Raw genomic sequence first — 22,236 nt, 5'->3', positions numbered from 1 at the left:
AGCGTCGCGACAAGTGCGGGACCGTGCGATTCCCCCGCGGTCAGCCAACGCAGCCTGCTCAACGATGCTCCTCAGTGCTCGCGCCCGGTACTGCCCGGCGTACGCGTCCTCGCGCACGGCGACGGCGTCACCGGGTGCGCGACCCCGGCACGCCACCTCCGATCCTCCCACGTCCGCGGGGTCGTGCGGCCGCCGGTCCAGCAGACGGACGCCCCGCGGGAGCGTCAGCGGCCGGCGAGTGCCTTCTCCCCGGCCTGCCGCATGGCGTCCAGCGGGCCCGGGGTCTGCCCGGTCATCTGCTCGAACTGGAGCACGGCCTGGTGCACCAGCAGGTCGAGGCCGCCGACCACGGCGCCGCCGAACATGGACCAGCGGGCCGCCAGTTCGGTGGGCCAGGGGTCGTAGAGTACGTCGAAGAGGACGGCGGGGCGTTCGGGTACGGCGGTGGCGAGGGCGTCGGTCGTCCCGGCGGGCGTGGTGGCGATCACCAGCGGGGCGCTCAGCGCCTGGGCGGCGTCGGCCCAGTCCGCCGTGCGGACGTCCATGCCGAGCCGTTCGCCCCACTGCCGCATCTCGGCGGCGCGGGCCTCGCTGCGGACGTAGGCGACGACCTCCCCGGTGCAGATCCGGGCCAGCGCGGCGAGCGCGGAGGAGGCGGTGGCACCGGCGCCCAGGATCGCGGCGGAGCCGACCTCCTCGATGCCGTGCTCGCCCAGGGCGGCCACCATGCCCGGGATGTCGGTGTTGTCGCCGACCCGGCGTCCGTCCTCGGTGAAGACCAGCGTGTTGACCGCGTCGACCGAGGCCGCGGTGTCACTGACCTCGTCCAGCAGCCCGATGACGGCCCGCTTCAGCGGCATGGTCAGCGACAGCCCGGCCCACTCGGGCCCGAGCCGGTCCAGGAAGCCGGGCAGCGCGGCCTCGTCGACGTCGAAACTGTCGTACGACCAGCCGGTGAGCCCGGCCGCTTCGTACGCCGCCCGGTGCAGCACCGGGGAGAGGGAGTGGGCGATCGGAGAGCCGAGCACGGCGGCGCGGCGGCCGTCAGTTGCCCGTGTTGGCATTGAACTTGTCCTTGAGCTCTAGGAATTCCGCGTACGTCTTGGCGAACTCGGTGTTGCTCATGCCGTCGGTCGCCACGAAGTAGACCCAGCCGTCGTGCGTCGGGTTCAGCATCGCCTTCAGCGCGTCCTCGCCGGGGTTGCCGATCGGGCCGGGCGGAAGCCCCGGGTGCTTGTACGTGTTGTACGGGCTCGGGTTGCTGTTGATCTCCTCCTCGGAGATGTGGATGTTGCTCTTGCCGAGGAGGTAGTTGTACGTCGAGTCGAACTGCAGCTTGCGGTTGGTCTCGGTGTTGTCGGGCTTGAGGCGGTTGTAGACCACCTCGGCCATCTTGCGGAAGTCGTCGTGGGTCTTGCCCTCGGCCTGGACCAGGCTCGCGACCGTGACCAGCTCGTACGCGCTGCCCAGGTCGAATTCCCTGGCCTTCTCGTTCAGGCCGTAGGCGGCGTACTTCTGCTTGGCCTGGCTGACCATCTGCTGCAGGATGGCCTCCGGCTTCATGCCCTTGGCGGCCGGATAGGTGCCGGGGAAGAGGAAGCCCTCCAGCGGGTCCTTGACGTCGGCGTGGTTCTGCGCCCACGCCGGCAGGCCGAAGTCCTTGTACTGCTTCTCGGCGACCTTCTTGGTCGTGCCCGAGGACAGTTCCAGCTTCTTGTCGATGGCCGCGTAGACGCCCGAGTTGCGCTCACCGGGGGTGACGACCACGTTGTTCTGGCTGCGCGGGTCCAGCATCAGCCGGACGGCGCTGGCGGCGGACATCTCCTTCTTCAGGAGATAGGCACCGGCCTGGATGCCGTCGGCGCCCGGGGTGTTGGTCTGGGCGTGGACGAACGCCTCGGCGCTCTTGACCACCCCGGCCTCCTTCAGGCGGCGGCCGATCTCCCAGCCGCCCGCGCCCTTGGGGATCTCGACGGTGACCGTCTCGCCGCTGCCGTCGCCCGCGTAGTCCGGAGCCGTGCCGAAACGATTTTGGTAGAACTGGTACCCGAAATACCCGACTCCGCCGAGGCCGCCGCCGAACACCAGGACGACGACCATGCAGGCGCAGCCGGTGCGCCGCTTCTTGCTCTTGGCCGGTCCCCGGCCCTTGCCGCGCCGCTCCCGCCGGCTCGGGAGCCCGTGCTCCCCGTCGTCGCCCGCGCCGCCGCCGGCCACCGCCGGGGCGTGCTCCTCGTCGTCGGCCGCCTCCGCTTCCGGGCCGGGCTCGGGGCGTCTGCGGCCGGGCGGCTCCGGCGGCGGGTAGGCGTCCTCGGTGCCGTAGAGGTCGGGCTGCTCCCCGCCGTAGGCCACGGGCTGCTGACCGTAGGGATCGCCGGGGTCGGCGGCGTAGGGCACCTGGCCGTGGGTGCCGGTCGCGTCCCAGCCGCCCTGGTGGAACTGGTGCTGAGTGTGGCCGGCGAGCTGCTGGTCGTACGGCCGGCCGTCGTGGTGCGGGTGCTGCTGTCCCTCGTGTCCGGGCTGCTGCGGCTCCTGGCTCCAGTCGCCGTACTGCGGCGCCTGCGGATGGTGCTGCGGCCGGCCGCCGTACGGCGACTGCGAGCCCTCCTGGGCCTGCTGTCCGCCCCATCCGCCGTCCCCGTACAACGGGTCCTCCGGATTCCACGGTTCGGAGCCTTGGCCCCGGCCATACTCAGTCATCGATCCCCTAGAGCCGCGAGGCCTACGGTCCCGCGGCCCGTCGGCCGGATCCCGTTCCGCCTCTTGCTGTGCCCCGGCTGTTCGAACACCGGCGCATCGCGCGGAACGTTACCGTATCGCGATCAGATGACCACCTCGACGCCCTCACCGGGTGGTTTACCTGACACCCGTTCGGATTCCAGGGCCTGCTGCAGGATGATGACGGCCGCCGCCTGGTCGATGACCGAACGGCCCTTCTTGGACTTCACGCCGGAGGCGCGCAGTCCCTGGCCGGCCGTCACGGTCGTCATCCGCTCGTCCAGCAGGCGCACCGGCACCGGCTGGATCCCCCTGGCCAGTTCCTGCGCGAAGGCGCGGACCTTGACCGCGGCCGGGCCCTCGCCCCCCTTGAGGGAGCGAGGGAGGCCGACGACGACCTCGATCGGTTCGTACTCCTCCACCAGTTGACCAAGGCGGCGGTGGGCGGCGGGGACGTCCCGGCCGGGGACGGTCTCCACCGGGGTGGCGAGGATCCCGTCGGGGTCGCACGAGGCGACCCCGATCCGGGCGTCCCCGACGTCGATCGCGAGCCGACGTCCTCTGCGCATCTGCTTCGACCGTTCCCTACTTGGCGGTCTCGGCGACGAGCCGCTCGACGGCCTCGACGGCCTCGCCGACGGCGGCCGGGTTCTGACCGCCGCCCTGGGCCACGTCCGGCTTGCCGCCACCGCCGCCGCCGAGGGTCTTGGCGGCCGTACGGACCAGGTCACCGGCCTTGAGGCCGCGGTCGCGGGCGGCGTCGTTGGTGGCGATGACCGTCAGCGGCTTGCCGTTGTTGACGGTGAACAGCGCCACCACGGCGGCCCGGCCGCCCTGGATGCGGCCACGCACGTCCAGGACCAGCTTGCGCAGGTCGTCGGGCGTCGTGCCGTCCGGCACCTGACCGGTGACCACGGCGACACCGCGCACGTCCTTGGCGGACTCGGCGAGGCCGGCGGCGGCCTGGAGGACCTTCTCGGCGCGGAACCGCTCGATCTCCTTCTCGGCGTCCTTCAGCTTGCCGAGCATGGCGGAGACCTTCTCGGGCAGCTCCTCCGCGCGGCCCTTGAGCAGCTCGGTCAGCTGGTTGACGACCGTGTGCTCACGGGCGAGGAAGGTGTAGGCGTCCACGCCCACCAGGGCCTCGATACGGCGCACACCGGAGCCGATGGAGGACTCGCCGAGCAGCTTCACCAGGCCCAGCTGGGCGGTGTTGTGCACGTGCGTGCCGCCGCACAGCTCCTTGGAGAAGTCGCCGATGGTCACGACGCGCACCCGCTCGCCGTACTTCTCGCCGAACTCGGCGATGGCGCCCTGCTTCTTGGCCTCGTCGATGGCCATGACCTCGGCGTGCACGTCCAGGTCGCGGGCGAGCACCTCGTTGATCTTCTGCTCGACGTCGGTCATCACGGCCGTCGGAACGGCGGACGGGGACCCGAAGTCGAAGCGGAAGCGGCCGGGCTGGTTCTCCGAACCGGCCTGGGCGGCCGTCGGGCCGAGAGCGTCGCGCAGGGCCTGGTGGGTCAGGTGGGTGGCCGAGTGGGCGCGGGCGATGGCCTTGCGGCGGCGGACGTCGATCGAGGCGTGGGCCTTGGCGCCGACGGTCACCTCACCGACCTGGACGACGCCCTTGTGGACGTACACGCCCGGGACCGGCTTCTGGCAGTCGCGGACCTCGATGACGGCACCGGAGTCCACCTTGATGCGGCCGGTGTCGCCGATCTGGCCGCCGCCCTCGGCGTAGAACGGGGTGCGGTCCAGGACGATCTCGACCTCGTCGCCCTCGGTGGCGGCCGGGGAGGAGGCGCCGTCGACCAGGATGCCGACGATCGTGGACTCGCCCTCGGTGTCGGTGTAGCCGATGAAGTCGGTCTCGCCGGCGCTGTCGGCGATCTCGCGGTAGGCGCCCAGGTCGGCGTGGCCGGTCTTCTTGGCCTGGGCGTCGGCCTTGGCGCGCTCCCGCTGCTCCTTCATCAGGCGGCGGAAGCCCTCCTCGTCCACGGTCAGGCCCTGCTCGGCGGCCATCTCCAGGGTGAGGTCGATCGGGAAGCCCCAGGTGTCGTGGAGCAGGAACGCCTTGTCGCCGGAGAGGACGGTGCCGCCGGAGGCCTTGGTCTCGGTGACGGCGGTGTCCAGGATGTTGGTGCCGGCCTTCAGCGTCTTGAGGAAGGCGTTCTCCTCGGCGAGGGCGACCTTCTCGATGCGCTCGCGGTCGGTGATCAGCTCCGGGTACTGCTGCCCCATCATGCCGATCACGGTGTCGATCAGGTCCTTGACGACCGGACCGGTGGCGCCGAGCAGCCGCATGTTGCGGATGGCGCGGCGCATGATGCGGCGCAGGACGTAGCCGCGGCCCTCGTTGCCGGGGGTGACGCCGTCGCCGATGAGCATGGTGGCGGTGCGCATGTGGTCGGTGACCACGCGCAGGGACACGTCCGAGTCGTGGGCGTCGCCGTAGCGCACGCCGGTCAGCTCGGTGGCCTTGTCGATGACGGCCATGGAGGTGTCGATCTCGTACATGTTCTGCACGCCCTGCAGAATCATGGCGAGCCGCTCCAGGCCGAGGCCCGTGTCGATGTTCTTGCTCGGCAGGTCCCCGAGGATCTCGAAGTTGTCCTTGCCGATGCCCTCGCCCCGCTCGTACTGCATGAAGACGAGGTTCCAGATCTCCACGTACCGCTCGTCGTTGACGGCGGGGCCGCCCTCGACGCCGAACTCGGGGCCGCGGTCGTAGTTGATCTCGGAGCAGGGGCCGCACGGGCCGGGCACGCCCATGGACCAGAAGTTGTCCTTCATGCCCAGGCGCTGGATGCGCTCCTTGGGCACGCCGACGACCTCGTGCCAGATCCGCTCCGCCTCGTCGTCGTCCTGGTAGACGGTGATCCACAGGCGCTCGGGGTCGAGGCCGTAACCGCCCTTGTCCCGGGGCGAGGTCAGCAGCTCCCAGGCGAGCTTGATGGCGCCTTCCTTGAAGTAGTCGCCGAAGGAGAAGTTGCCGCACATCTGGAAGAACGTGCCGTGCCGCGTGGTCTTGCCGACCTCTTCGATGTCGGGCGTGCGCACGCACTTCTGCACGCTGGTGGCGCGCGGGAACGGCGGCTTGACCTCACCCAGGAAGTAGGGCTTGAAGGGCACCATGCCGGCGGGGACGAGGAGCAGAGTCGGGTCGTCCGCGATGAGCGACGCCGAAGGGACGACGGTGTGCCCGCGCTCCTCGAAGAAGCTCAGCCAGCGGCGGCGAATCTCGGCCGACTCCATCAGTGGTCCTCATTCCGGTTGTACGAGTACATCGGGGCTTCGATGTACTTCGGTGTGCTGCGGTTGTCGCTGTGGTCGTTCTCGATGGCGGTGTACCGCCGGGGCGCGGGGAGCTCGGGGTCCTCGTGGATGCCGAGGGCCTCCTCCAGCTCGGCCTCCCGCCGGGCCATGTTGTCGCGGACGTCGAACGCGAAGCCGACCGCGCGGTCCTTCAGGCGCTGACCGGTCTCCAGGGCCTTGTTCGCCGCGGTGGCGGCCAGGCTCTCCGGGGTCAGCTGCCTGATCTTGCGGTTGACCTTGGTGGTGGCCCACACACCGGCGGCGACACCGGTGGAGAACCAGAACGTACGGCGGAACATCGCTCGGTCTCAGTCCTTACTTCCGCTTGCGTCGTGCGGCGGGGACCGTCCGGCCCACGATCACGGTACGCCGGGCCGACTTGGCGGGCACGTCCTCCCCCTTGCGGCCGCCCAGCGCCCGGCGGACGCCGTAGCCGAAGGCCGCGACCTTGACCAGCGGGCCGCCGAAGGTGGAGGCGACGGTGGTCGACAGCGCGGAGGCGTTGGAGGTGACCTCCTGGACGTCGGAGGCGATCGCGTCGACCCGGTCGATCTGGGTCTGCGCGGAGCGCACCGCCTGGGAGGCGTCGGCGAGCAGCGGGACGGCCTGGTCGGTCACGTCCGCGACGAGCTTGGTGGTCGCCTTGAGCGTCTGGGCCAGCCTCGCCAGCGCGACCGCGAGGAAGGAGACCAGGATCGCCCAGAAGACGGCCACCAGGATCCCGGCCACCTCTGTACCGGACACTGTGCGCACCCGCTCCCTGAAACGTGCCTGAGCATCGGAAAAGTCGTGCCCCGAGCCTATCGCGCCGGGGCCGCGGCTCCGTACCGGATTCCCCGGTGGGACGGGCGCACTCGCGCCGGGTGATTGTACGCAGTGAACACGGTTCAGTACGCTCCGTGTCCCATGCGAGATCCTCATGGTCCCGGCCCCTGGGCGGGTGGCGCCCCGCCCCTCGAACTCACCGCTTTCGTCGGGCGCTCGGCGGAGCTGGCCGAGCTGACGGCGGCCCTCGGCCGCGCCCGGCTGGTGACCCTCACCGGGATGGGCGGGGTCGGCAAGTCCCGGCTGGCGGTGCGGGCGGCGGCGCGGTGGGCGGCCGGTGAGCCGGCGGGCGGTGCGGGCTGGGGCCGGGCGGAGCTGGCCGAGGTGCGCGATCCGCAGTTCGTGGAGTACGCGGTGGTGGAGGCGCTGGGGCTGACCGACCACACCACCCGGTTGCCCCGACAGGCGCTGCTGGAGCAGTTGGCGGGCCGGCGGACGCTGCTGGTGCTGGACGGGTTCGAGCATCTGACGGCGTCCTGCGCGCACCTGGTCGCCCGGCTGCTGCGCGGGCTGCCGGAGCTGCGGGTGCTGGCCGTGGGCCGGCGCCCTCTGGGTCTGGCGGGCGAGCGGCTGTTCCCGCTGGCGCCGCTCGGAGCCGAGGAGGCGGTGGAGCTGTTCACCGACCGGGCCCGGGCGCACGGGGTGCCGGTGGCCGACGGCCCCGAGGTCCGGGAGCTGTGCCGCCGGCTGGAGGGGATCCCACTGGCGCTGGAGCTCGCCGCCGGCCGACTGCGCGCGCTGTCCCCGGCGCAGTTGCTGCAACGTCTCGGCGACCGGTTCCGGCTGCTGACCGGCGGTGCCCGCGACGCCCTGCCCCGGCACCGGACGCTGCGCACCGCGATCGGCTGGAGTCACGAGCTGTGCACCCCGGCCGAACGGCTGCTGTGGGCGCGGCTGTCGGTGTTCGCGGGGTCCTTCGACCTGGAGGCGGCCGAGTACGTGTGCGGCGGGGCGGGGCTGCCCGCCGAGGACGTGCTGGACGTGCTGTCGGAGCTGCTGGCCCAGTCGGTCGTAGCCCGCGAGGTGACCCCGGTGGGCCCGCGCTACCGGATGCTGGACACCGTCCGGGAGTACGGCGCCGAGTGGCTGGCGGCGGCCGGGGACGCGGACCGGCTGCGCAGACGGCACCGGGACTGGTACCTGGGCCTGGCCGCCTGGTGCGAGCTGGAGTGGTTCACGCCCCGGCAGCGGGAGGTGGCCGCGCGCGTGGACGTGGAGCTGCCGAATCTGCGGGCCGCGCTGGAGTGCTGTCTGACCGGGCCGGGCGAGGCGCACCTCGGCCAGCAGCTGGCGGGTTCGCTGTGGTTCTGCTGGGTGGGGTGCGGGCGGCTGTCGGAGGGGCGGCGCTGGCTGGAGCGCAGCCTGGAGCCGGAGTCGGGGTACGAGCGGGCCCGGCTGAAGGCGCTGTGGGTGCTGGGCTACGTGGCGGTCCTCCAGGGCGACACCGAGCCGGCGCTGCGCGTGCTGCGGACGTGCCGCGCGCGGGCGGAGCGGGCGGGCGATCCGGTGGCGGTGGCGTACGCCGAGCACCGCATGGGCTGTCTGGCGCTGGTCACGGACGACATGGCCGGTGCGGAAACGCTGCTGCGCTCGGCGCTGGAGCGCTACCAGACGGCCGGCGAGCTGAACAGCAACGTCCTGATGGGCCGGGTCGAGCTGGCGATGGCCCGGGCGTTCCGGGGCGACCTGCCGGACGCGGTGCGGCTGTGCGAGGAGGTGCGCCGGCTCTGCGAGGACCACGGGGAGCGATGGGCGCGCTCGTACGCGCTGTATGTGCTGGCGTACGCGGCCTGGGCCGACGGGGACCCGGCGGGCTCGCGGGAGCTGCTGGCCCGCGCGCTGGCCGACGCGCACGCGTTCCGGGATCTGCTGGGCTCGGTGCTCGTCATCGAGTTGCTGGCGCTGGTGACGGTGGCGCAGGGCGATCCGGTGGAGGCGGCGGTGCTCCAGGGCGCCGCCGGGCGGCTGTGGCCCTCGGTGGGGCTGCCGCTGTTCGGTTCGGCGTACTACAACGCGCCGCACGAGCGGTGCGAGGCCGCCGCGCGGCGGGCGCTCGGCGACGCGCGGTACGCCGAGTGCGTGCGGGAGGGCGCCGGGCTGGACCGGGAGGCGGCGGTGGCCCGGGCGCTGCGGCAGCGGGAGCCGGGGGCGCTGGACGCCCTGCCGGCGCCGCGCGGTCCGCTCCCGGACACCGGCCCCGGACAGCGCGAACCCGCCGCCTCACCCACCCGGAAGGGCGGGGAGACGGCGGGCTGAGGACTGGGCCGCGACCGGGGTCAGCGGGCGTAGTACTCGACGACGAGCTGCTCGTCGCAGATCACCGGGATCTCCTTGCGGTTCGGCTCGCGGTCCAGGCGGAACGCCAGGGCCCTGAGGTTCACCTGGAGGTAGCGCGGGGTCTCGCCGTCGGGGGCGAAGCCACCCTCACGGGCGATCTGGAACAGCGTCTTGTCCTTGGAGCGGTCGCGGACCTGCACGACGTCGTCCGGACGGACACGGAAGGACGGCTTGTCGACCTTCTGGCCGTTGACCTGGATGTGGCCGTGGACGACCATCTGGCGGGCCTGGTAGATCGTGCGGGCGATGCCCGAACGCAGGACCAGCGCGTCGAGGCGGCGCTCCAGCTCCACGATCAGGGCCTCACCGGTCTTGCCCTGGACCTTGGAGGCACGCTCGTAGGCGCGCACCAGCTGGCGCTCGGAGATGTCGTACTGAGCGCGCAGGCGCTGCTTCTCCAGCAGACGGACCTTGTAGTCCGAGTTCTGCTTGCGGCCGCGGCCGTGCTCACCCGGCGGGTAGGGGCGGGCCTCGAAGTACTTGACGGCCTTCGGGGTCAGCGCGATGCCGAGGGCACGCGACTTCTTGACCTTGGGGCGGGACTGGTTCGCCACAGTTATCTCATTTCCTAGATTCCGGCTCGTCAGGATTAGGGAGGTCGCATCCGCAGCCGGGAAAACCCGTCGGGTCCGCGCGGGACCTGCCGGGCAGCCGCTTCCCTGGTCTGGGCACATACGTGCAGCACGCGAGTGGCCCACCGACCGTCCCGGGACTGCACGGGAGGTGGTGGGCTGCCCGCGACACCGTTCGACGGTGCGCGACGCTCCTGGAGCCGGTCCACGGGGAACCGGGTCTCCGGCCGGGTGTCCCGCTCTGACAGCACGGGACTCGGCACTTCGCAGCAGTCTACAGGCTGCTCAGGACCGCTTGCGACCGAGGTGTCTGCGGGTCCACTCGACGGCGTCCGCGTATCTGGCCTCGGCGCCGTGCCGGCCCGGGGTGTAGTACTCGCGGTCCTTCAGGGCGTCCGGGGCGTACTGCTGCTCGGCGATGCCCTCCGGCAGGTCGTGCGGGTAGACGTACCCCTGGGCGTGGCCGAGCTTGGCGGCGCCCTTGTAGTGCCCGTCGCGCAGGTGCGGGGGCACCGGGCCGGACAGGCCCTTGCGCACGTCGTCGAGGGCGGCGCCGATCGCGGTGGTCGCCGAGTTGGACTTGGGGGCGAGGGCCAGGGCGATGGTGGCGTGGCTGAGGGTGAGGGCGGCCTCCGGGAAGCCGATCATGGCGACGGCCTGGGCGGCGGCGACCGCGGTCGGCAGCGCGGTGGGGTCGGCGAGGCCGATGTCCTCGCTGGCGGAGATCATCAGCCGGCGGGCGATGAACCGGGGGTCCTCGCCGGCCTCGATCATGCGGGCCAGGTAGTGCAGGGCGGCGTCGACGTCGGAGCCGCGGATGGACTTGATGAGGGCGCTGGCGACGTCGTAGTGCTGGTCGCCGTCGCGGTCGTACTTCACCGCGGCGCGGTCGACGGTCTGCTCCAGCGTCCGCAGGCCGATCTCGCTCTCGCCCTGGTCCAGGGCGGCGCCGGCGGCGGCCTCCAGGGCGGTCAGGGCGCGCCGGGCGTCGCCGCCGGCGATGCGCAGCAGGTGCTCCTCGGTCTCCGCCGGGAGCGTGACGGCGTTCTTCAGGCCGCGTTCGTCGGCGAGGGCCCGCCGCAGCAGGCCGCGGATGTCGTCGTCGGTGAGGGGTTCGAGGGTGAGCAGCAGGGAGCGGGAGAGCAGCGGGGAGATCACCGAGAAGTAGGGGTTCTCCGTGGTGGCCGCGATCAGGGTCACCCAGCGGTTCTCCACGGCCGGCAGCAGGGAGTCCTGCTGGGCCTTGCTGAAGCGGTGGATCTCGTCCAGGAAGAGGACGGTCTCCTTGCCGTAGCCCCCGGTGGCGCGGCGGGCGCCGTCGATGACCGCGCGGACCTCCTTGACGCCCGCGGTGATCGCGGACAGTTCCACGAACCGCTTGTCGGTCGCCTTGGACACCACGTACGCCAGGGTGGTCTTGCCGGTGCCGGGCGGGCCCCAGAGGATCACCGAGGACGGCCCGGCGGGCCCGCCGGAGCCCTCGCCGACCAGGCGGCGCAGGGGTGAGCCGGGCGCCAGCAGATGCTGCTGGCCCACGACCTCGTCGAGCGAGCGCGGGCGCATGCGCACCGCCAGGGGGCTGCCCGCCGGATCCTTCTCCTGGCGTTCTTCTGCTGCGGCGGTGAACAGGTCGGGTTCCACGCTGAAACCCTAGAACACCGCACCGACAATCCCGTCGGGGCCGTCAGCTGGTCCAGAACTCCCACCAGCGGGTCAGCACCAGCATGCCGACGATGCCGATGTGCGCGACCGGCAGGACCCAGGTGAACTCGCCGAAGAAGGACCGCAGCAGGCGCGGGGCCGGCAGGAAGGCGTTGCGGATGTTGAACGAGGTGACGTACCAGAACATGGTGATCGTGGCGACCCAGGCCAGCGAGCACCACAGGCACAGCGCGTTGATCCGGTACAGGGACTGGAACTGCAGCCAGGTGCAGAAGCCCACACCGAACAGGGTGCCGAAGTTGAACGTGAGCCAGTACCAGCGCGGGAACCGGGCGCGGGCCAGCAGGCTCATGCCGACGCAGACGACGATGCCGTAGGCGACCAGCCCGAGCATCGGGTTGGGGAAGCCGAAGGCGGCGGCCTGCTTGCTCTCCATGACGCTGCCACAGGAGACCACCGGGTTGAGGCTGCATCCGGGGGTGAAGGTCGTGCCCGCGACCTTGGCTTCGAGGATCTTGAACTTGTCGATCGTGATGACCCACGAGGCCAGCAGTCCGGCCGCGCCGGTGATCACCAGCAGGATGGCGAGGGCGCGGCCGGCGCCGGCCGCGCGCGGGGCGTCGGCGGCGCGCTTGGGACCGGGCATTGCGGAGACGTCGTTCACTGTCGTCTTGCTCATCACGCCGATTCCGTCAGTCGAGAGGCGGACCATCTTCGGGCAGGGTCATTGTGCCGCACGTGCCTGGGTGCGCACCGTTCGCTGCGCATAAGGATCTACGTACGACCGGTGCCCCCGCCGGGTTCCGGTCAGCCGGCCGCCCCTTTCGCGGCAAGGCGCCGAACGCCCCTCGTGGAGCGTCCGGCGCCTACGCGCGCGTGCGGCTAGCCGAGCCGGGACTCCAGTTCCGCCACGATCTCGTTGACGCCGATCGCGGTCTGCTCGCCGGACTCCATGTCCTTGAGCTGGACGAGGCCCTCGGCGAGGTCGCGCTCGCCGGCGACGATCGCGTAGCGGGCGCCGGAGCGGTTGGCGTTCTTCATGGCGCCCTTCAGCCCCTTGCCGCCGTAGGCGAAGTCGGCCGCGATGCCCACCTTGCGCAACTCGGTGACCTTGCCGAACAGCACCCGGCGGGCCTCCTCGCCGAGCGGGACGGCGTACACGGACGTCGCGGTCGGCAGGTCCAGCGTCACGCCCTCGGCCTGGAGCGCGAGGACCGTGCGGTCGACGCCCAGGGCCCAGCCGACGGACGGCAGCGCGGGGCCGCCGATCATCTCGGACAGGCCGTCGTACCGGCCGCCGCCGCCCACCGCGGACTGCGAGCCCAGACCGTCGTGCACGAACTCGAAGGTGGTGCGGGTGTAGTAGTCCAGGCCGCGCACCAGCCGGGGGTCGTCCTCGAAGGAGACGCCCGCGGCGGTGATCAGCTCGCGGACCTCCTCGTGGTACGCCTTGCAGGCGTCGCACAGATAGTCCCGCAGCAGCGGGGCGCCGTCGAGCTGCTTGCGGACGGAGTCGCGCTTGTCGTCCAGGACCCGCAGCGGGTTGATGTCGACGCGCCGGCGGGTGTCCTCGTCCAGGTCCAGGCCGCGCAGGAAGTCCTGCAGCGCGGTCCGGTACACCGGGCGGCACTCCTTGTCGCCCAGGCTGTTCAGCAGGATGCGGAAGTTCCTCAGGCCCAGCGAGCGGTACGCCTGGTCGGCCAGGATGATCAGTTCGGCGTCCAGCGCCGGGTCCTCGGCGCCGATCGCCTCGGCGCCCACCTGGGAGAAGTGGCGGTAACGGCCCTTCTGGGGGCGCTCGTAGCGGTAGTAGGAGCCGGAGTACCAGAGCTTGACCGGGAGGTTGCCCGTCTTGTGCAGGTTGGCCTCCAGGGCCGCCCGCAGCACGGACGCGGTGCCCTCGGGGCGCAGGGCGAGCCGGTCGCCGCCCTTGGTCTCGAAGGCGTACATCTCCTTGGTGACGATGTCGGTGGACTCGCCGACACCGCGCGCGAACAGTTCGACGTTCTCGAAGCCGGGGGTCTCGATGTAGCCGTAGCCGGAGTTGCGCAGCGGGGCGGCGATGGCCTCGCGGACCGCCAGGTAGGCGGCCGAGTCCGGCGGGATCAGGTCGTAGGTGCCCTTGGGGGCCTGAAAAGTGCTCAACGTAGGTCTCTCGTCACATTCCTCGTCGGGGAGCGTCCACGCTTCCCGGGCCGGCGGCCACCTGCCGCAGATAGGGGTTGGTGGCGCGCTCCCGGCCGATGGTCGTCTGGGGGCCGTGGCCGGACAGCACCACGGTGGAGTCGTCGAGCGGCAGGCACACGCGGGCCAGCGACTGGAGCATGTCCGCCATGGATCCGCCCGGCAGGTCGGTGCGTCCGATGGAGCCGGCGAACAGCAGATCCCCGGAGAAGAACACCGACGGGACGTCGGCGCTCTCGGGCATCCGGAAGGTCACCGACCCCTTGGTATGGCCCGGCGCGTGCGCGACGGAGAACGTGAGACCGGCCAGCTCCAGGGCCGTGCCGTCCGTCAGCTCCCTGACGTCGTCCGGCTCGCCCACGGTCAGCTCGCCCATCAGCGGCATGCCGATGGAACGGCCGAGCGCCTTCTCCGGGTCGCTCATCATGTACCGGTCGTCGGGGTGGATCCAGGCCGGTACCTCGTGCGCGCCGCAGACGGGGACGACCGAGGCCACGTGGTCGATGTGGCCGTGGGTGAGGACGACGGCGACGGGCTTGAGCCGATGCTTCTTCAGCGTTTCCTCGACGCCTTCGGCGGCCTGGTGGCCGGGGTCGATGATCACGCACTCCTCACCGGCGGCGGGGGCGACGAGGTAGCAGTTCGTCCCCCAGGCCCCGGCGGGGAACCCGGCAATGAGCACGATCGTCCTTCGTTGTGTCGGTTACAGGCGGCTTCAGCTGCTCCCAGAGCCTACCGGCGCTGCCGTTTCCTCAGCGAACCCATATACGGTACGGGGCTACACGCAGCCGTCGGAGCACGAGGACGCACGCGTACCGCCCGACACACGACAGGCATGAGGAGAGAACCCGGTGGTCAGCCAGGAGCAGCGGCGGCGTCAGCTCGCCCGGGAGAAGTTCTTGCGGCAGCAGCAGCGGCGCACCGAGGCGCGGCGCAAGGCCCGCCTGCGCAACTCCGTGATCGCGTCGGTCCTGGGCGTGGTCGTGATCGGCAGTGTCGCCCTGTACACGACCGATGTGCTCAAGGGCGACGACGACAAGAAGACGAACGCGGGCGGCGAGGTCAGCCCGAGCGCCGCGCCGACCAGCAAGGCGTCGGACCCCTGCGCGAAGCCGGCGGCCGGCTCGGTGAAGAAGCTCAGCTGGAAGAAGGAGCCGGCGATGGCCATCGACACGTCGGCGAAGTACACGATGAAGCTGGCGACGACGTGCGGTGACATCGACATCGCGCTGAAGGCGTCGGCGGCGCCGCACACGGTCAACTCGTTCGACTTCCTGGCGGGCAAGGGGTTCTTCGACCACACCAAGTGCCACCGCCTGGTCACCAGCGGGATCTACGTGCTCCAGTGCGGCGACCCGACGGGCACCGGGACGGGCGGGCCGGGCTACACCATCCCGGACGAGAACCTGAAGGACAAGAGCCTGAAGGGCGACACGTATCCGGCGGGGACCGTGGCGATGGCCAACCAGTACAACGCGCAGACCAAGCAGGGCCGCAACAGCGGCAGCAGCCAGTTCTTCCTGGTGTACCAGGACAGCCCGCTGCCGCCCGACTACACGCCGTTCGGTACCGTCTCGGAGGCGGGGATGAAGGTGCTGAAGAAGATCGCCGCCGCCGGTGCGCAGCCGATGGACCCGGCCACGGGCAACACCGCACCGAACGCGACCGTGGTGATCGACAAGGCGACGGTGACGAAGTCCTGACGCCGGCCCGGGGTCCGCGGCGGCCGACCTCGCAATTTCGGTCGTGCTGGATGCGGACAGGCCACCCGCCGGTCGCCTATGTTGGCCGTGACGAAACTGTGGACGATGCCCGGGGGTGCTGCGGCCCCCCGCAGGCATCATGTGGAGGAGGCGCTGTGAGCAGCGACCCGTGGGGCCGCGTCGACGAGACGGGGACCGTGTACGTGCGTACGGCCGACGGCGAGAAGGTCGTCGGTTCCTGGCAGGCCGGCTCCCCCGAGGAGGCGCTGGCCTACTTCGAACGCAAGTACGAGGGCCTGGTTGTCGAGATCGGCCTCCTCGAAAAGCGCGTGCGGACCACCGACCTGTCGGCGAAGGACGCCCAGGCCGCCATCGACCACCTGCGCGAACAGGTGGACGCGCACCACGCGGTCGGCGATCTGGACGCCTTGCGCAAGCGGCTGGACAAGCTCGTCGCGACCGTCGATGCGCGCCGCGAGGAGCGCAAGGCGCAGCGGGCCAGGCAGTCCGACGAGGCCCGCAAGGCCAAGGAGGACCTGGTCGCCGAGGCCGAGCAGCTGGCGCAGTCCGACCAGTGGCGGGCCGCCGGTGAGCGGCTGCGGGCGCTGGTGGACACCTGGAAGGGGCTGCCGCGGCTGGACCGCAAGTCCGACGACGAGCTGTGGCACCGCTTCTCGCACGCCCGGTCGGCGTTCTCCAAGCGCCGCAAGGCGCACTTCGCGCAGCTGGACGCGCAGCGCGAGGAGGCTCGGCGGGTCAAGGAGCGGCTGGTCGCCGAGGCGGAGGCGCTGTCCGGTTCGACGGACTGGGGTCCGACGGCCGCCCGGTACCGCGAGCTGATGGCGGAGTGGAAGGCCGCGGGCCGCGCCCAGCGCGAGCACGAGGACGACCTGTGGAACCGCTTCCGCGGCGCCCAGGACGTGTTCTTCGCCGCCCGCAGCTCGGTGTTCGCCGAGCGGGACGCCGAGCAGTCGGAGAACCTGAAGCTGAAGGAGGAGCTGGCCGAGGAGGCCGAGAAGCTCCTGCCGATCACCGACCTGAAGACCGCGCGGGCCGCCTTCCGCTCGATCAACGAGCGCTGGGAGGCCATCGGGCACGTCCCGCGGGACGCCCGGCCGAGGGTCGAGGGCCGGATGCACACCGTGGAGCGGGCGATCCAGGAGGCCGAGGAGGCCGAGTGGCGCCGCACGAACCCGGAGGCACGCGCGCGTGCCGAGGGCCTGACCGGTCAGCTCCAGGCCGCCGTGGACAAGCTGCGGGCGCAGATCGACCAGGCGCGCGCCCAGGGCAACAACGCCAAGGCGGACAAGCTGCAGAGGGAGCTGGAGGGCCGTCAGGCGCTCCTGGAGCAGGCGCTGAAGGGCCTCCAGGAGTTCGGCGGCTGAGCAGCCTCACCGAAGACACTGTGGTGCCGGCCCCGGTCCGTTCGGACCGGGGCCGGTTCGCGTGCGGTCACCCCGCACACGCCCCGGGACGCGAAGTTGATCAAGAAGCGACTCGCCCTTTAGGGTCGGTGCAGCGGCTTTGACCAGGCCGCGCCGAACAGCACCGGCCATCGAGCCGGGCTGCATAAAGAAATAGGGGAACATGCATATCCGCAGGGGTATAACCGCCGCCGCACTGGCCGCCGTCACCGCCACCAGTGGAGTCGTCCTCACGGCTCCGGCCGCATACGCCGCGAACACGACGAGCAGCAAGCTCTACAAGTTTTATCCCGGGGGTGGTTACAAGTCGACCCGGACCGGAGAAATCGACTTCGTGGTCACCACCGTGCGCGACCGCAAGGGCAACCTCGTCAGCGCGTCGGGAACTTTGTCCGGCCACAACAACGTGCAGGGACAGGCCCTCGGCATCAACATGGCCTTCACCCAGCCGTACGCGAACGGAAACGGGGCCGGCTACACCCTGACCGGCAAGGTCGTACTGCAGTCCTGCATCGCCAAGAAGCTCCCCGTCTGCGGCCCGAGCGGTACGATCACCTTCACCAACAGGGTGGTCAAGTACGGTCCGCAGACCCCTGCCACGGCCAAGTCCAGCAATCCGAAGCTGTGGCCCGTCTTCAGCACTCCGTAAAGAGAACCGACCGGAGGAGAGTCGCCGTGAAGTCTCTCTGGGCTAATTTCTCGGGCCTCGCCCTGGGTATCCTGCTGGCTCTGGCCGGCATCGGATATCTCTCTTCGGAGCCGGGGAAATCGGGATGGATCATCGCCTTGGGGGCGCTGCTCATCGGGTCCGGTCTTTTCCTGGCCGTCACCTACACGGTACGCCTTCGGCGAATGCGCTGAACGCGCGCGCAGCCGCACACGCGAAACGCTCGGCCGGATATCCCGGCCGAGCGTTTTCCTTGGGAATCGCCGTGCACCCCGCCGGGGCGCGGCTAGGAGCGGCTGCGTCCCGAGGTCACCCGGTACACGTCGTACACGCCCTCCACGCCCCGGACCGCCTTCAGGACGTGGCCGAGGTGCTTGGGGTCGCCCATCTCGAAGGTGAAGCGTGAGGTGGCCACCCGGTCCCGGGAGGTCTGCACGGCCGCCGACAGGATGTTGACGTGCTGGTCGGACAGCACCCGGGTGACGTCCGACAGCAGCCGGGACCGGTCCAGCGCCTCCACCTGGATGGCGACCAGGAAGACCGAGGACTGGGTCGGCGCCCACTCGACGTCGAGGATGCGCTCCGGCTCCCGGGACAGCGAATCGACGTTGACGCAGTCGCTGCGGTGAACCGATACGCCACTGCCCCGGGTGACGAAGCCGATGATCGGGTCTCCCGGCACCGGCGTACAGCAGCGGGCCAGCTTGACCCACACGTCCTCGACGCCCTTGACGACGACGCCGGGGTCGGCGCTGGAGCGCCGCTTGCGCCCGCGCCCGCGGGACGGCGGGACCGTCTCGTCGATCTCCTCGGTGGCGGCCTCCTCGCCGCCGAGCGCCTGGACGAGCTTCTGCACGATGTTCTGCGCGGAGACATGGCCCTCGCCGATCGCCGCGTACAGCGCGGAGATGTCCGAATAGCGCATCTCGTGCGCGAGGGTGACCAGCGAGTCGCCGGTGAGGATCCGCTGGATCGGCAGGTTCTGCTTGCGCATGGCCCGCACGATGGCGTCCTTGCCCTGCTCGATCGCCTCGTCCCGGCGCTCCTTGGAGAACCAGGCGCGGATCTTGTTGCGGGCCCGCGGCGACTTGACGAAGCCGAGCCAGTCCCGGGACGGGCCGGCGCCGGGTGCCTTGGAGGTGAACACCTCGACCAGGTCGCCGTTGTCCAGGGTGGATTCCAGCGGGACCAGCCGCCCGTTGACCCGCGCCCCTATGGTGCGGTGGCCGACCTCGGTGTGCACGGCGTACGCGAAGTCCACCGGGGTGGCGCCGGCCGGCAGCGCGATGACATCGCCCTTGGGCGTGAAGACGAAGACCTCGTTGCGGGACAGGTCGAAGCGCAGGGACTCCAGGAACTCGCCCGGGTCCTCGGTCTCCTTCTGCCAGTCCAGCAGCTGCCGCAGCCACGCCATGTCGTTGATGGCGTCCTTGTCCTTCGCCGACGTCTTCGGCGCGTCGGTGCGGACCTTGGAGGCGCCGGCGACGGCCTCCTGCTTGTACTTCCAGTGCGCGGCGATGCCGTACTCGGCGCGGCGGTGCATGTCGAACGTGCGGATCTGGAGTTCGACCGGCTTGCCGTTGGGGCCGATGACCGTCGTGTGCAGCGACTGGTACATGTTGAACTTGGGCATCGCGATGTAGTCCTTGAACCGGCCGGGGACCGGGTTCCATCGCGCGTGCACCGTGCCGAGGGCGGCGTAGCAGTCGCGGACCGTGTCGACGAGGACGCGGATGCCCACCAGGTCGTAGATCTCGGCGAAGTCGCGGCCGCGCACGATCATCTTCTGGTAGACGCTGTAGTAGTGCTTGGGGCGGCCGGTGACCGTGGCCTTGATCCGGGCGGCGCGCAGGTCGGACTGGACCTCGTCGGTCACTATGGCCAGGTACTCGTCGCGCTTCGGCGCCCGCTCGGCCACCAGCCGTACGATCTCGTCGTACATCTTGGGGTAGAGGATCGCGAACGCGAGGTCCTCCAGCTCCCACTTGATGGTGTTCATGCCGAGGCGGTGGGCGAGCGGAGCGTAGATCTCCAGCGTCTCGCGCGCCTTCTTCTCCTGCTTCTCGCGCTTGAGGTAGCGCATGGTGCGCATGTTGTGCAGCCGGTCGGCGAGCTTGATGACCAGGACCCGCGGGTCCTTCGCCATGGCCACGACCATCTTGCGCACGGTCTCGGCCTGCGCGGCCTCGCCGAACTTGACCTTGTCCAGCTTGGTGACGCCGTCGACGAGCAGGGCGACGACATCGCCGAAGTCGCGGCGCAGGTCCTCCAGGCCGTACTCGGTGTCCTCGACGGTGTCGTGCAGCAGCCCCGCCATCAGGGTGGCCGGATCCATGCCCAGCTCGGCGAGGATGGTGGTGACGGCGAGCGGGTGCGTGATGTACGGGTCGCCGCTCTTGCGCTTCTGGCCGCGGTGCCAGCGTTCGGCGACCTGGTAGGCGCGCTCGATCTGGCGCAGCGTGGAGTTCTCGATCTTGGGGTCGTTGCTGCGCACTATCCGCAGCAACGGCTCCAGGACCGGGTTGTAGGGGTTCGCGCGCTGCACGCCGAGGCGGGCGAGGCGGGCCCGGACCCGGTTGGAGGAGGCGGTACGGGTGGGCTGCGCGGCCGGCTGGCGGACCACCGGGGGCTGCGCCGGGCGCTCGGCCGGGGCCTGCTTGGGACGCGCGGACTCGGCGCTCTTCTCCACGGGCGCGGAGTGGGCGTGCTCGACCGCCCCGCGGGTGTCGTTCTTCACCTGGGAAGCGCTCGGGGCGGGCTTCGCCGCGGCGGCCGAGGCGGGCTCGGGCTTGGCGGCGGTCAGTGGCTGGGCCTCGTCTGGCAAGAGGACTCCTCGTGCGCGATCCGGGTCCCCCGGTCAGGCTCCGGAGACCCCATGGTAGCGATCCTGCGCCCGGTCATCGCCTTCAGGCGGCTGTGAGGACCGTCTACCCCTGCAACGCGGAAGGCTGCCACGCGATTCCGGACGGCCGGTCGCGCGGCCCCCGCGCCGTCGCCGACGGCGGGTCGGCGGACCCGGGCGGACCTCGCGAAACGCCGGCCGGGGCATGCGGCGCACCGGCTGCGGATCCGGTGATCCGGTGGAACGCGGACGGCCGCCCCGGCTCGTGTGTGCCGGGGCGGCCGTCTCACGGCGACGCGTTCAGAGGTGTGCAGACGCGTCCAGACGTGTCCAGACGCTTTCAGACCTGGAGCAGCGCCTGGAGCGGAGCCCCGTCCAGCGCGGCCTCCAGCCGGGCCCGGCCGCCCAGGAAGCCCAGTTCCATCAGTACCGCGAGCCCGGACACCCGGGCGCCGGCGCGCTGGATCAGCTGGATCGCCGCCTCGGCCGTACCGCCTGTGGCCAGGACGTCGTCCACGATCAGCACGCGGTCGCCGGCGGCCAGGTCCTCGGCGTGCACCTCGATCTCCGCCGAGCCGTACTCCAGGTCGTAGGCCTGGCGCAGGGTGGCCCCGGGCAGCTTGCCGGCCTTGCGGACCGGGATGAAGCCCAGACCGGCCCGGACGGCGACCGGGGCACCGAGGATGAAGCCCCGGGCCTCCAGGCCGACGACCTTGGTCGCACCGGTGTCGGCGGCGATCCGGGCCAGCGTGTCGGTGAGCGCGGTGAAGGCCGCCGGGTCGGCCAGGAGCGGGGTGATGTCCTTGAACATCACGCCCGGCTCCGGGTAGTCGGCCACATCGCGGATGCGGCTCAGCAGCAGTTCCTGGATGTCGGTCATCGGCGCTTTCCGGAGGTACGGCCGCGGCCCCGGCCGCGTGCGGGCTGGTTGCGCGGGCCCACGACGGCGGGGGCGCCGTCGTCGCCGTCGTCACCGGCGGTGGAGCGGACCTCCGCGAGGTCCTCCCCCGCGGCGGCCTGGGCGCGCTTGGCCAGGACCCGCTTGGTGAGGGTCTTCATCGCCGGCTCGCGCTCCTTGAGGTCGGCGACGAGCGGGGTGGCGATGAAGATCGAGGAGTAGGCACCGGCCGCGAGGCCCACGAACAGCGACAGCGAGATGTCGTTGAGCGTGCCCGCGCCGAGGAAGCCGCCGCCGATGAAGAGCAGACCGGCGACCGGCAGCAGCGCGACGACCGTGGTGTTGATGGAGCGCACCAGCGTGCCGTTGATCGAACGGTTGGCGATCTCGCTGTAGGTGAACCGGGTCTGCTTGGTGAGGTCCTTCGTCTGCTCCTTGAGGCTGTCGAAGACGACGACCGTGTCATAGAGCGAGTAACCGAGGATGGTCAGCAGACCGATGACCGTGCCGGGCGTGACCTCGAAGCCGACCAGGGCGTAGATACCGGTCGTGATGGTGATGTCGTGGATCAGCGCGATCAGCGCGGCCACGGCCATGCGCCACTCGAAGGCGATCGCCAGGTAGATCACCACGAGGACCATGAAGATCGCCAGGCCCTGCCAGGCCTTGTTGGCGATCTGCTCGCCCCAGCTCGGGCCGACCAGGTCGGCGGCCAGCTTCTCGGGGTCGAGCTTCAGGTCCTCGGCCAGCTCCTGCTTGATCCGGTCCGACTGACCGGTGTCGATGCCGGCGATCTGGATGCGCAGGCTGCCGTTGCCCAGCTTCTGCACGATGGCCTGGTGGCCGGAGGCCTTGTTGGCGTAGTCCTCCGCCTGGGCCACCGAGGTGCTCATCTTCGTGGGCGTCGTGAAGACCGCGCCGCCCTCGAACTCGATGCCCATGTTCAGGCCGCGCACCGCCAGGCCGACGATGGCCGTGATGGTGATCAGGATCGAGATGCCGTACCAGATCTTCCGCTTGCCGATGAAGTCGTACGCGATCTCGCCGCGGTGCAGGCGGGCGCCGATGGTGCCGAGTTTCGACATC

General features: G+C 70.9%; 19 protein-coding genes. 5 read left to right on the top strand and 14 right to left on the bottom strand.

The features are described 5' to 3' along the window. Positions 1 to 224: 224 nt before the first annotated feature. From ABD350_RS24910 to ABD350_RS24885, 6 genes are all read right to left on the bottom strand, one after another. Positions 225 to 1,064, bottom strand: coding sequence for a shikimate dehydrogenase (locus tag ABD350_RS24910; RefSeq protein ID WP_344350549.1), 840 nt, complete (start codon positions 1,062 to 1,064; stop codon positions 225 to 227). Continuing rightward, entirely contained in the window at positions 1,045 to 2,700 is a 1,656-nt protein-coding gene (mltG, locus tag ABD350_RS24905; protein ID WP_344350548.1) for an endolytic transglycosylase MltG, read from the bottom strand. The genes ABD350_RS24910 and mltG overlap by 20 nt, the downstream gene beginning before the upstream one ends. Positions 2,701 to 2,822: 122 nt before the next feature. Beyond that, a complete protein-coding gene (ruvX, locus tag ABD350_RS24900; RefSeq protein WP_344350547.1) occupies positions 2,823 to 3,287 on the bottom strand; it encodes a Holliday junction resolvase RuvX in 465 nt (154 codons plus the stop codon). A gap of 16 nt (positions 3,288 to 3,303) precedes the next feature. Then, complete coding sequence (alaS, locus tag ABD350_RS24895) at positions 3,304 to 5,976, bottom strand: alanine--tRNA ligase (protein ID WP_344350546.1); 2,673 nt, start codon at positions 5,974 to 5,976, stop codon at positions 3,304 to 3,306. Further along, a complete protein-coding gene (locus tag ABD350_RS24890) occupies positions 5,976 to 6,335 on the bottom strand; it encodes a hypothetical protein (RefSeq protein ID WP_344350545.1) in 360 nt (119 codons plus the stop codon). The genes alaS and ABD350_RS24890 overlap by 1 nt, the downstream gene beginning before the upstream one ends. A 16-nt stretch (positions 6,336 to 6,351) precedes the next feature. Continuing rightward, positions 6,352 to 6,789, bottom strand: coding sequence for a DUF948 domain-containing protein (locus ABD350_RS24885; RefSeq protein ID WP_106980632.1), 438 nt, complete (start codon positions 6,787 to 6,789; stop codon positions 6,352 to 6,354). A 153-nt stretch (positions 6,790 to 6,942) separates the two neighbouring features. On the opposite strand from ABD350_RS24885, the gene ABD350_RS24880 reads away from it, so the two are divergent. Continuing rightward, on the top strand, positions 6,943 to 9,117 hold the full coding sequence (locus tag ABD350_RS24880; RefSeq protein ID WP_344350544.1) for an ATP-binding protein: 2,175 nt from the start codon (positions 6,943 to 6,945) through the stop codon (positions 9,115 to 9,117). A gap of 20 nt (positions 9,118 to 9,137) precedes the next feature. Here the strand turns inward: ABD350_RS24880 and rpsD are convergent, their stop codons facing one another. The 5 genes from rpsD to ABD350_RS24855 all read right to left on the bottom strand — a co-directional run bounded on the left by rpsD (position 9,138) and on the right by ABD350_RS24855 (position 14,298). Beyond that, the gene (gene rpsD, locus ABD350_RS24875) at positions 9,138 to 9,752 is read right to left on the bottom strand and encodes a 30S ribosomal protein S4 (protein WP_344350542.1); all 615 of its coding nucleotides are present in this window, start codon (positions 9,750 to 9,752) and stop codon (positions 9,138 to 9,140) included. A 303-nt stretch (positions 9,753 to 10,055) separates the two neighbouring features. Further along, the gene (locus ABD350_RS24870; RefSeq protein ID WP_344350540.1) at positions 10,056 to 11,411 is read right to left on the bottom strand and encodes a replication-associated recombination protein A; all 1,356 of its coding nucleotides are present in this window, start codon (positions 11,409 to 11,411) and stop codon (positions 10,056 to 10,058) included. A 43-nt stretch (positions 11,412 to 11,454) separates the two neighbouring features. Continuing rightward, positions 11,455 to 12,111, bottom strand: a complete 657-nt coding sequence (locus ABD350_RS24865; RefSeq protein WP_344350539.1) for a vitamin K epoxide reductase family protein — start codon at positions 12,109 to 12,111, stop codon at positions 11,455 to 11,457. Positions 12,112 to 12,314: 203 nt separating this feature from the next. Beyond that, on the bottom strand, positions 12,315 to 13,577 hold the full coding sequence (gene hisS / locus ABD350_RS24860; protein ID WP_344350538.1) for a histidine--tRNA ligase: 1,263 nt from the start codon (positions 13,575 to 13,577) through the stop codon (positions 12,315 to 12,317). A gap of 13 nt (positions 13,578 to 13,590) precedes the next feature. Next, entirely contained in the window at positions 13,591 to 14,298 is a 708-nt protein-coding gene (locus ABD350_RS24855; protein WP_344350537.1) for an MBL fold metallo-hydrolase, read from the bottom strand. A 169-nt stretch (positions 14,299 to 14,467) separates the two neighbouring features. On the opposite strand from ABD350_RS24855, the gene ABD350_RS24850 reads away from it, so the two are divergent. The 4 genes from ABD350_RS24850 to ABD350_RS24835 all read left to right on the top strand — a co-directional run bounded on the left by ABD350_RS24850 (position 14,468) and on the right by ABD350_RS24835 (position 17,604). Further along, entirely contained in the window at positions 14,468 to 15,319 is an 852-nt protein-coding gene (locus tag ABD350_RS24850; protein WP_344350536.1) for a peptidylprolyl isomerase, read from the top strand. Between the two features lie 155 nt (positions 15,320 to 15,474). Continuing rightward, a complete protein-coding gene (locus ABD350_RS24845; protein WP_344350535.1) occupies positions 15,475 to 16,704 on the top strand; it encodes a DUF349 domain-containing protein in 1,230 nt (409 codons plus the stop codon). Positions 16,705 to 16,906: 202 nt separating this feature from the next. Next, entirely contained in the window at positions 16,907 to 17,392 is a 486-nt protein-coding gene (locus ABD350_RS24840; RefSeq protein WP_344350534.1) for a hypothetical protein, read from the top strand. A gap of 26 nt (positions 17,393 to 17,418) precedes the next feature. Next, positions 17,419 to 17,604, top strand: a complete 186-nt coding sequence (locus ABD350_RS24835) for a hypothetical protein (RefSeq protein WP_344350533.1) — start codon at positions 17,419 to 17,421, stop codon at positions 17,602 to 17,604. A 92-nt stretch (positions 17,605 to 17,696) separates the two neighbouring features. Here the strand turns inward: ABD350_RS24835 and relA are convergent, their stop codons facing one another. From relA to secF, 3 genes are all read right to left on the bottom strand, one after another. Beyond that, positions 17,697 to 20,234, bottom strand: a complete 2,538-nt coding sequence (gene relA, locus ABD350_RS24830) for a GTP pyrophosphokinase (protein ID WP_344350532.1) — start codon at positions 20,232 to 20,234, stop codon at positions 17,697 to 17,699. A 358-nt stretch (positions 20,235 to 20,592) separates the two neighbouring features. Next, positions 20,593 to 21,132: an adenine phosphoribosyltransferase gene (locus ABD350_RS24825; RefSeq protein ID WP_344350531.1), complete on the bottom strand. Its 540-nt coding sequence runs from the start codon at positions 21,130 to 21,132 to the stop codon at positions 20,593 to 20,595. Next, complete coding sequence (secF, locus tag ABD350_RS24820; protein WP_344350530.1) at positions 21,129 to 22,235, bottom strand: protein translocase subunit SecF; 1,107 nt, start codon at positions 22,233 to 22,235, stop codon at positions 21,129 to 21,131. The genes ABD350_RS24825 and secF overlap by 4 nt, the downstream gene beginning before the upstream one ends. Position 22,236: the final 1 nt, after the last annotated feature.

Source organism: Streptomyces nogalater (assembly GCF_039532885.1).
GTDB classification, from domain to species: Bacteria; Actinomycetota; Actinomycetes; order Streptomycetales; family Streptomycetaceae; genus Streptomyces; species Streptomyces nogalater.
The sequence above is the reverse complement of the archived record's forward strand: the minus strand, read 5'-3'. Positions and strand labels throughout refer to the sequence as shown.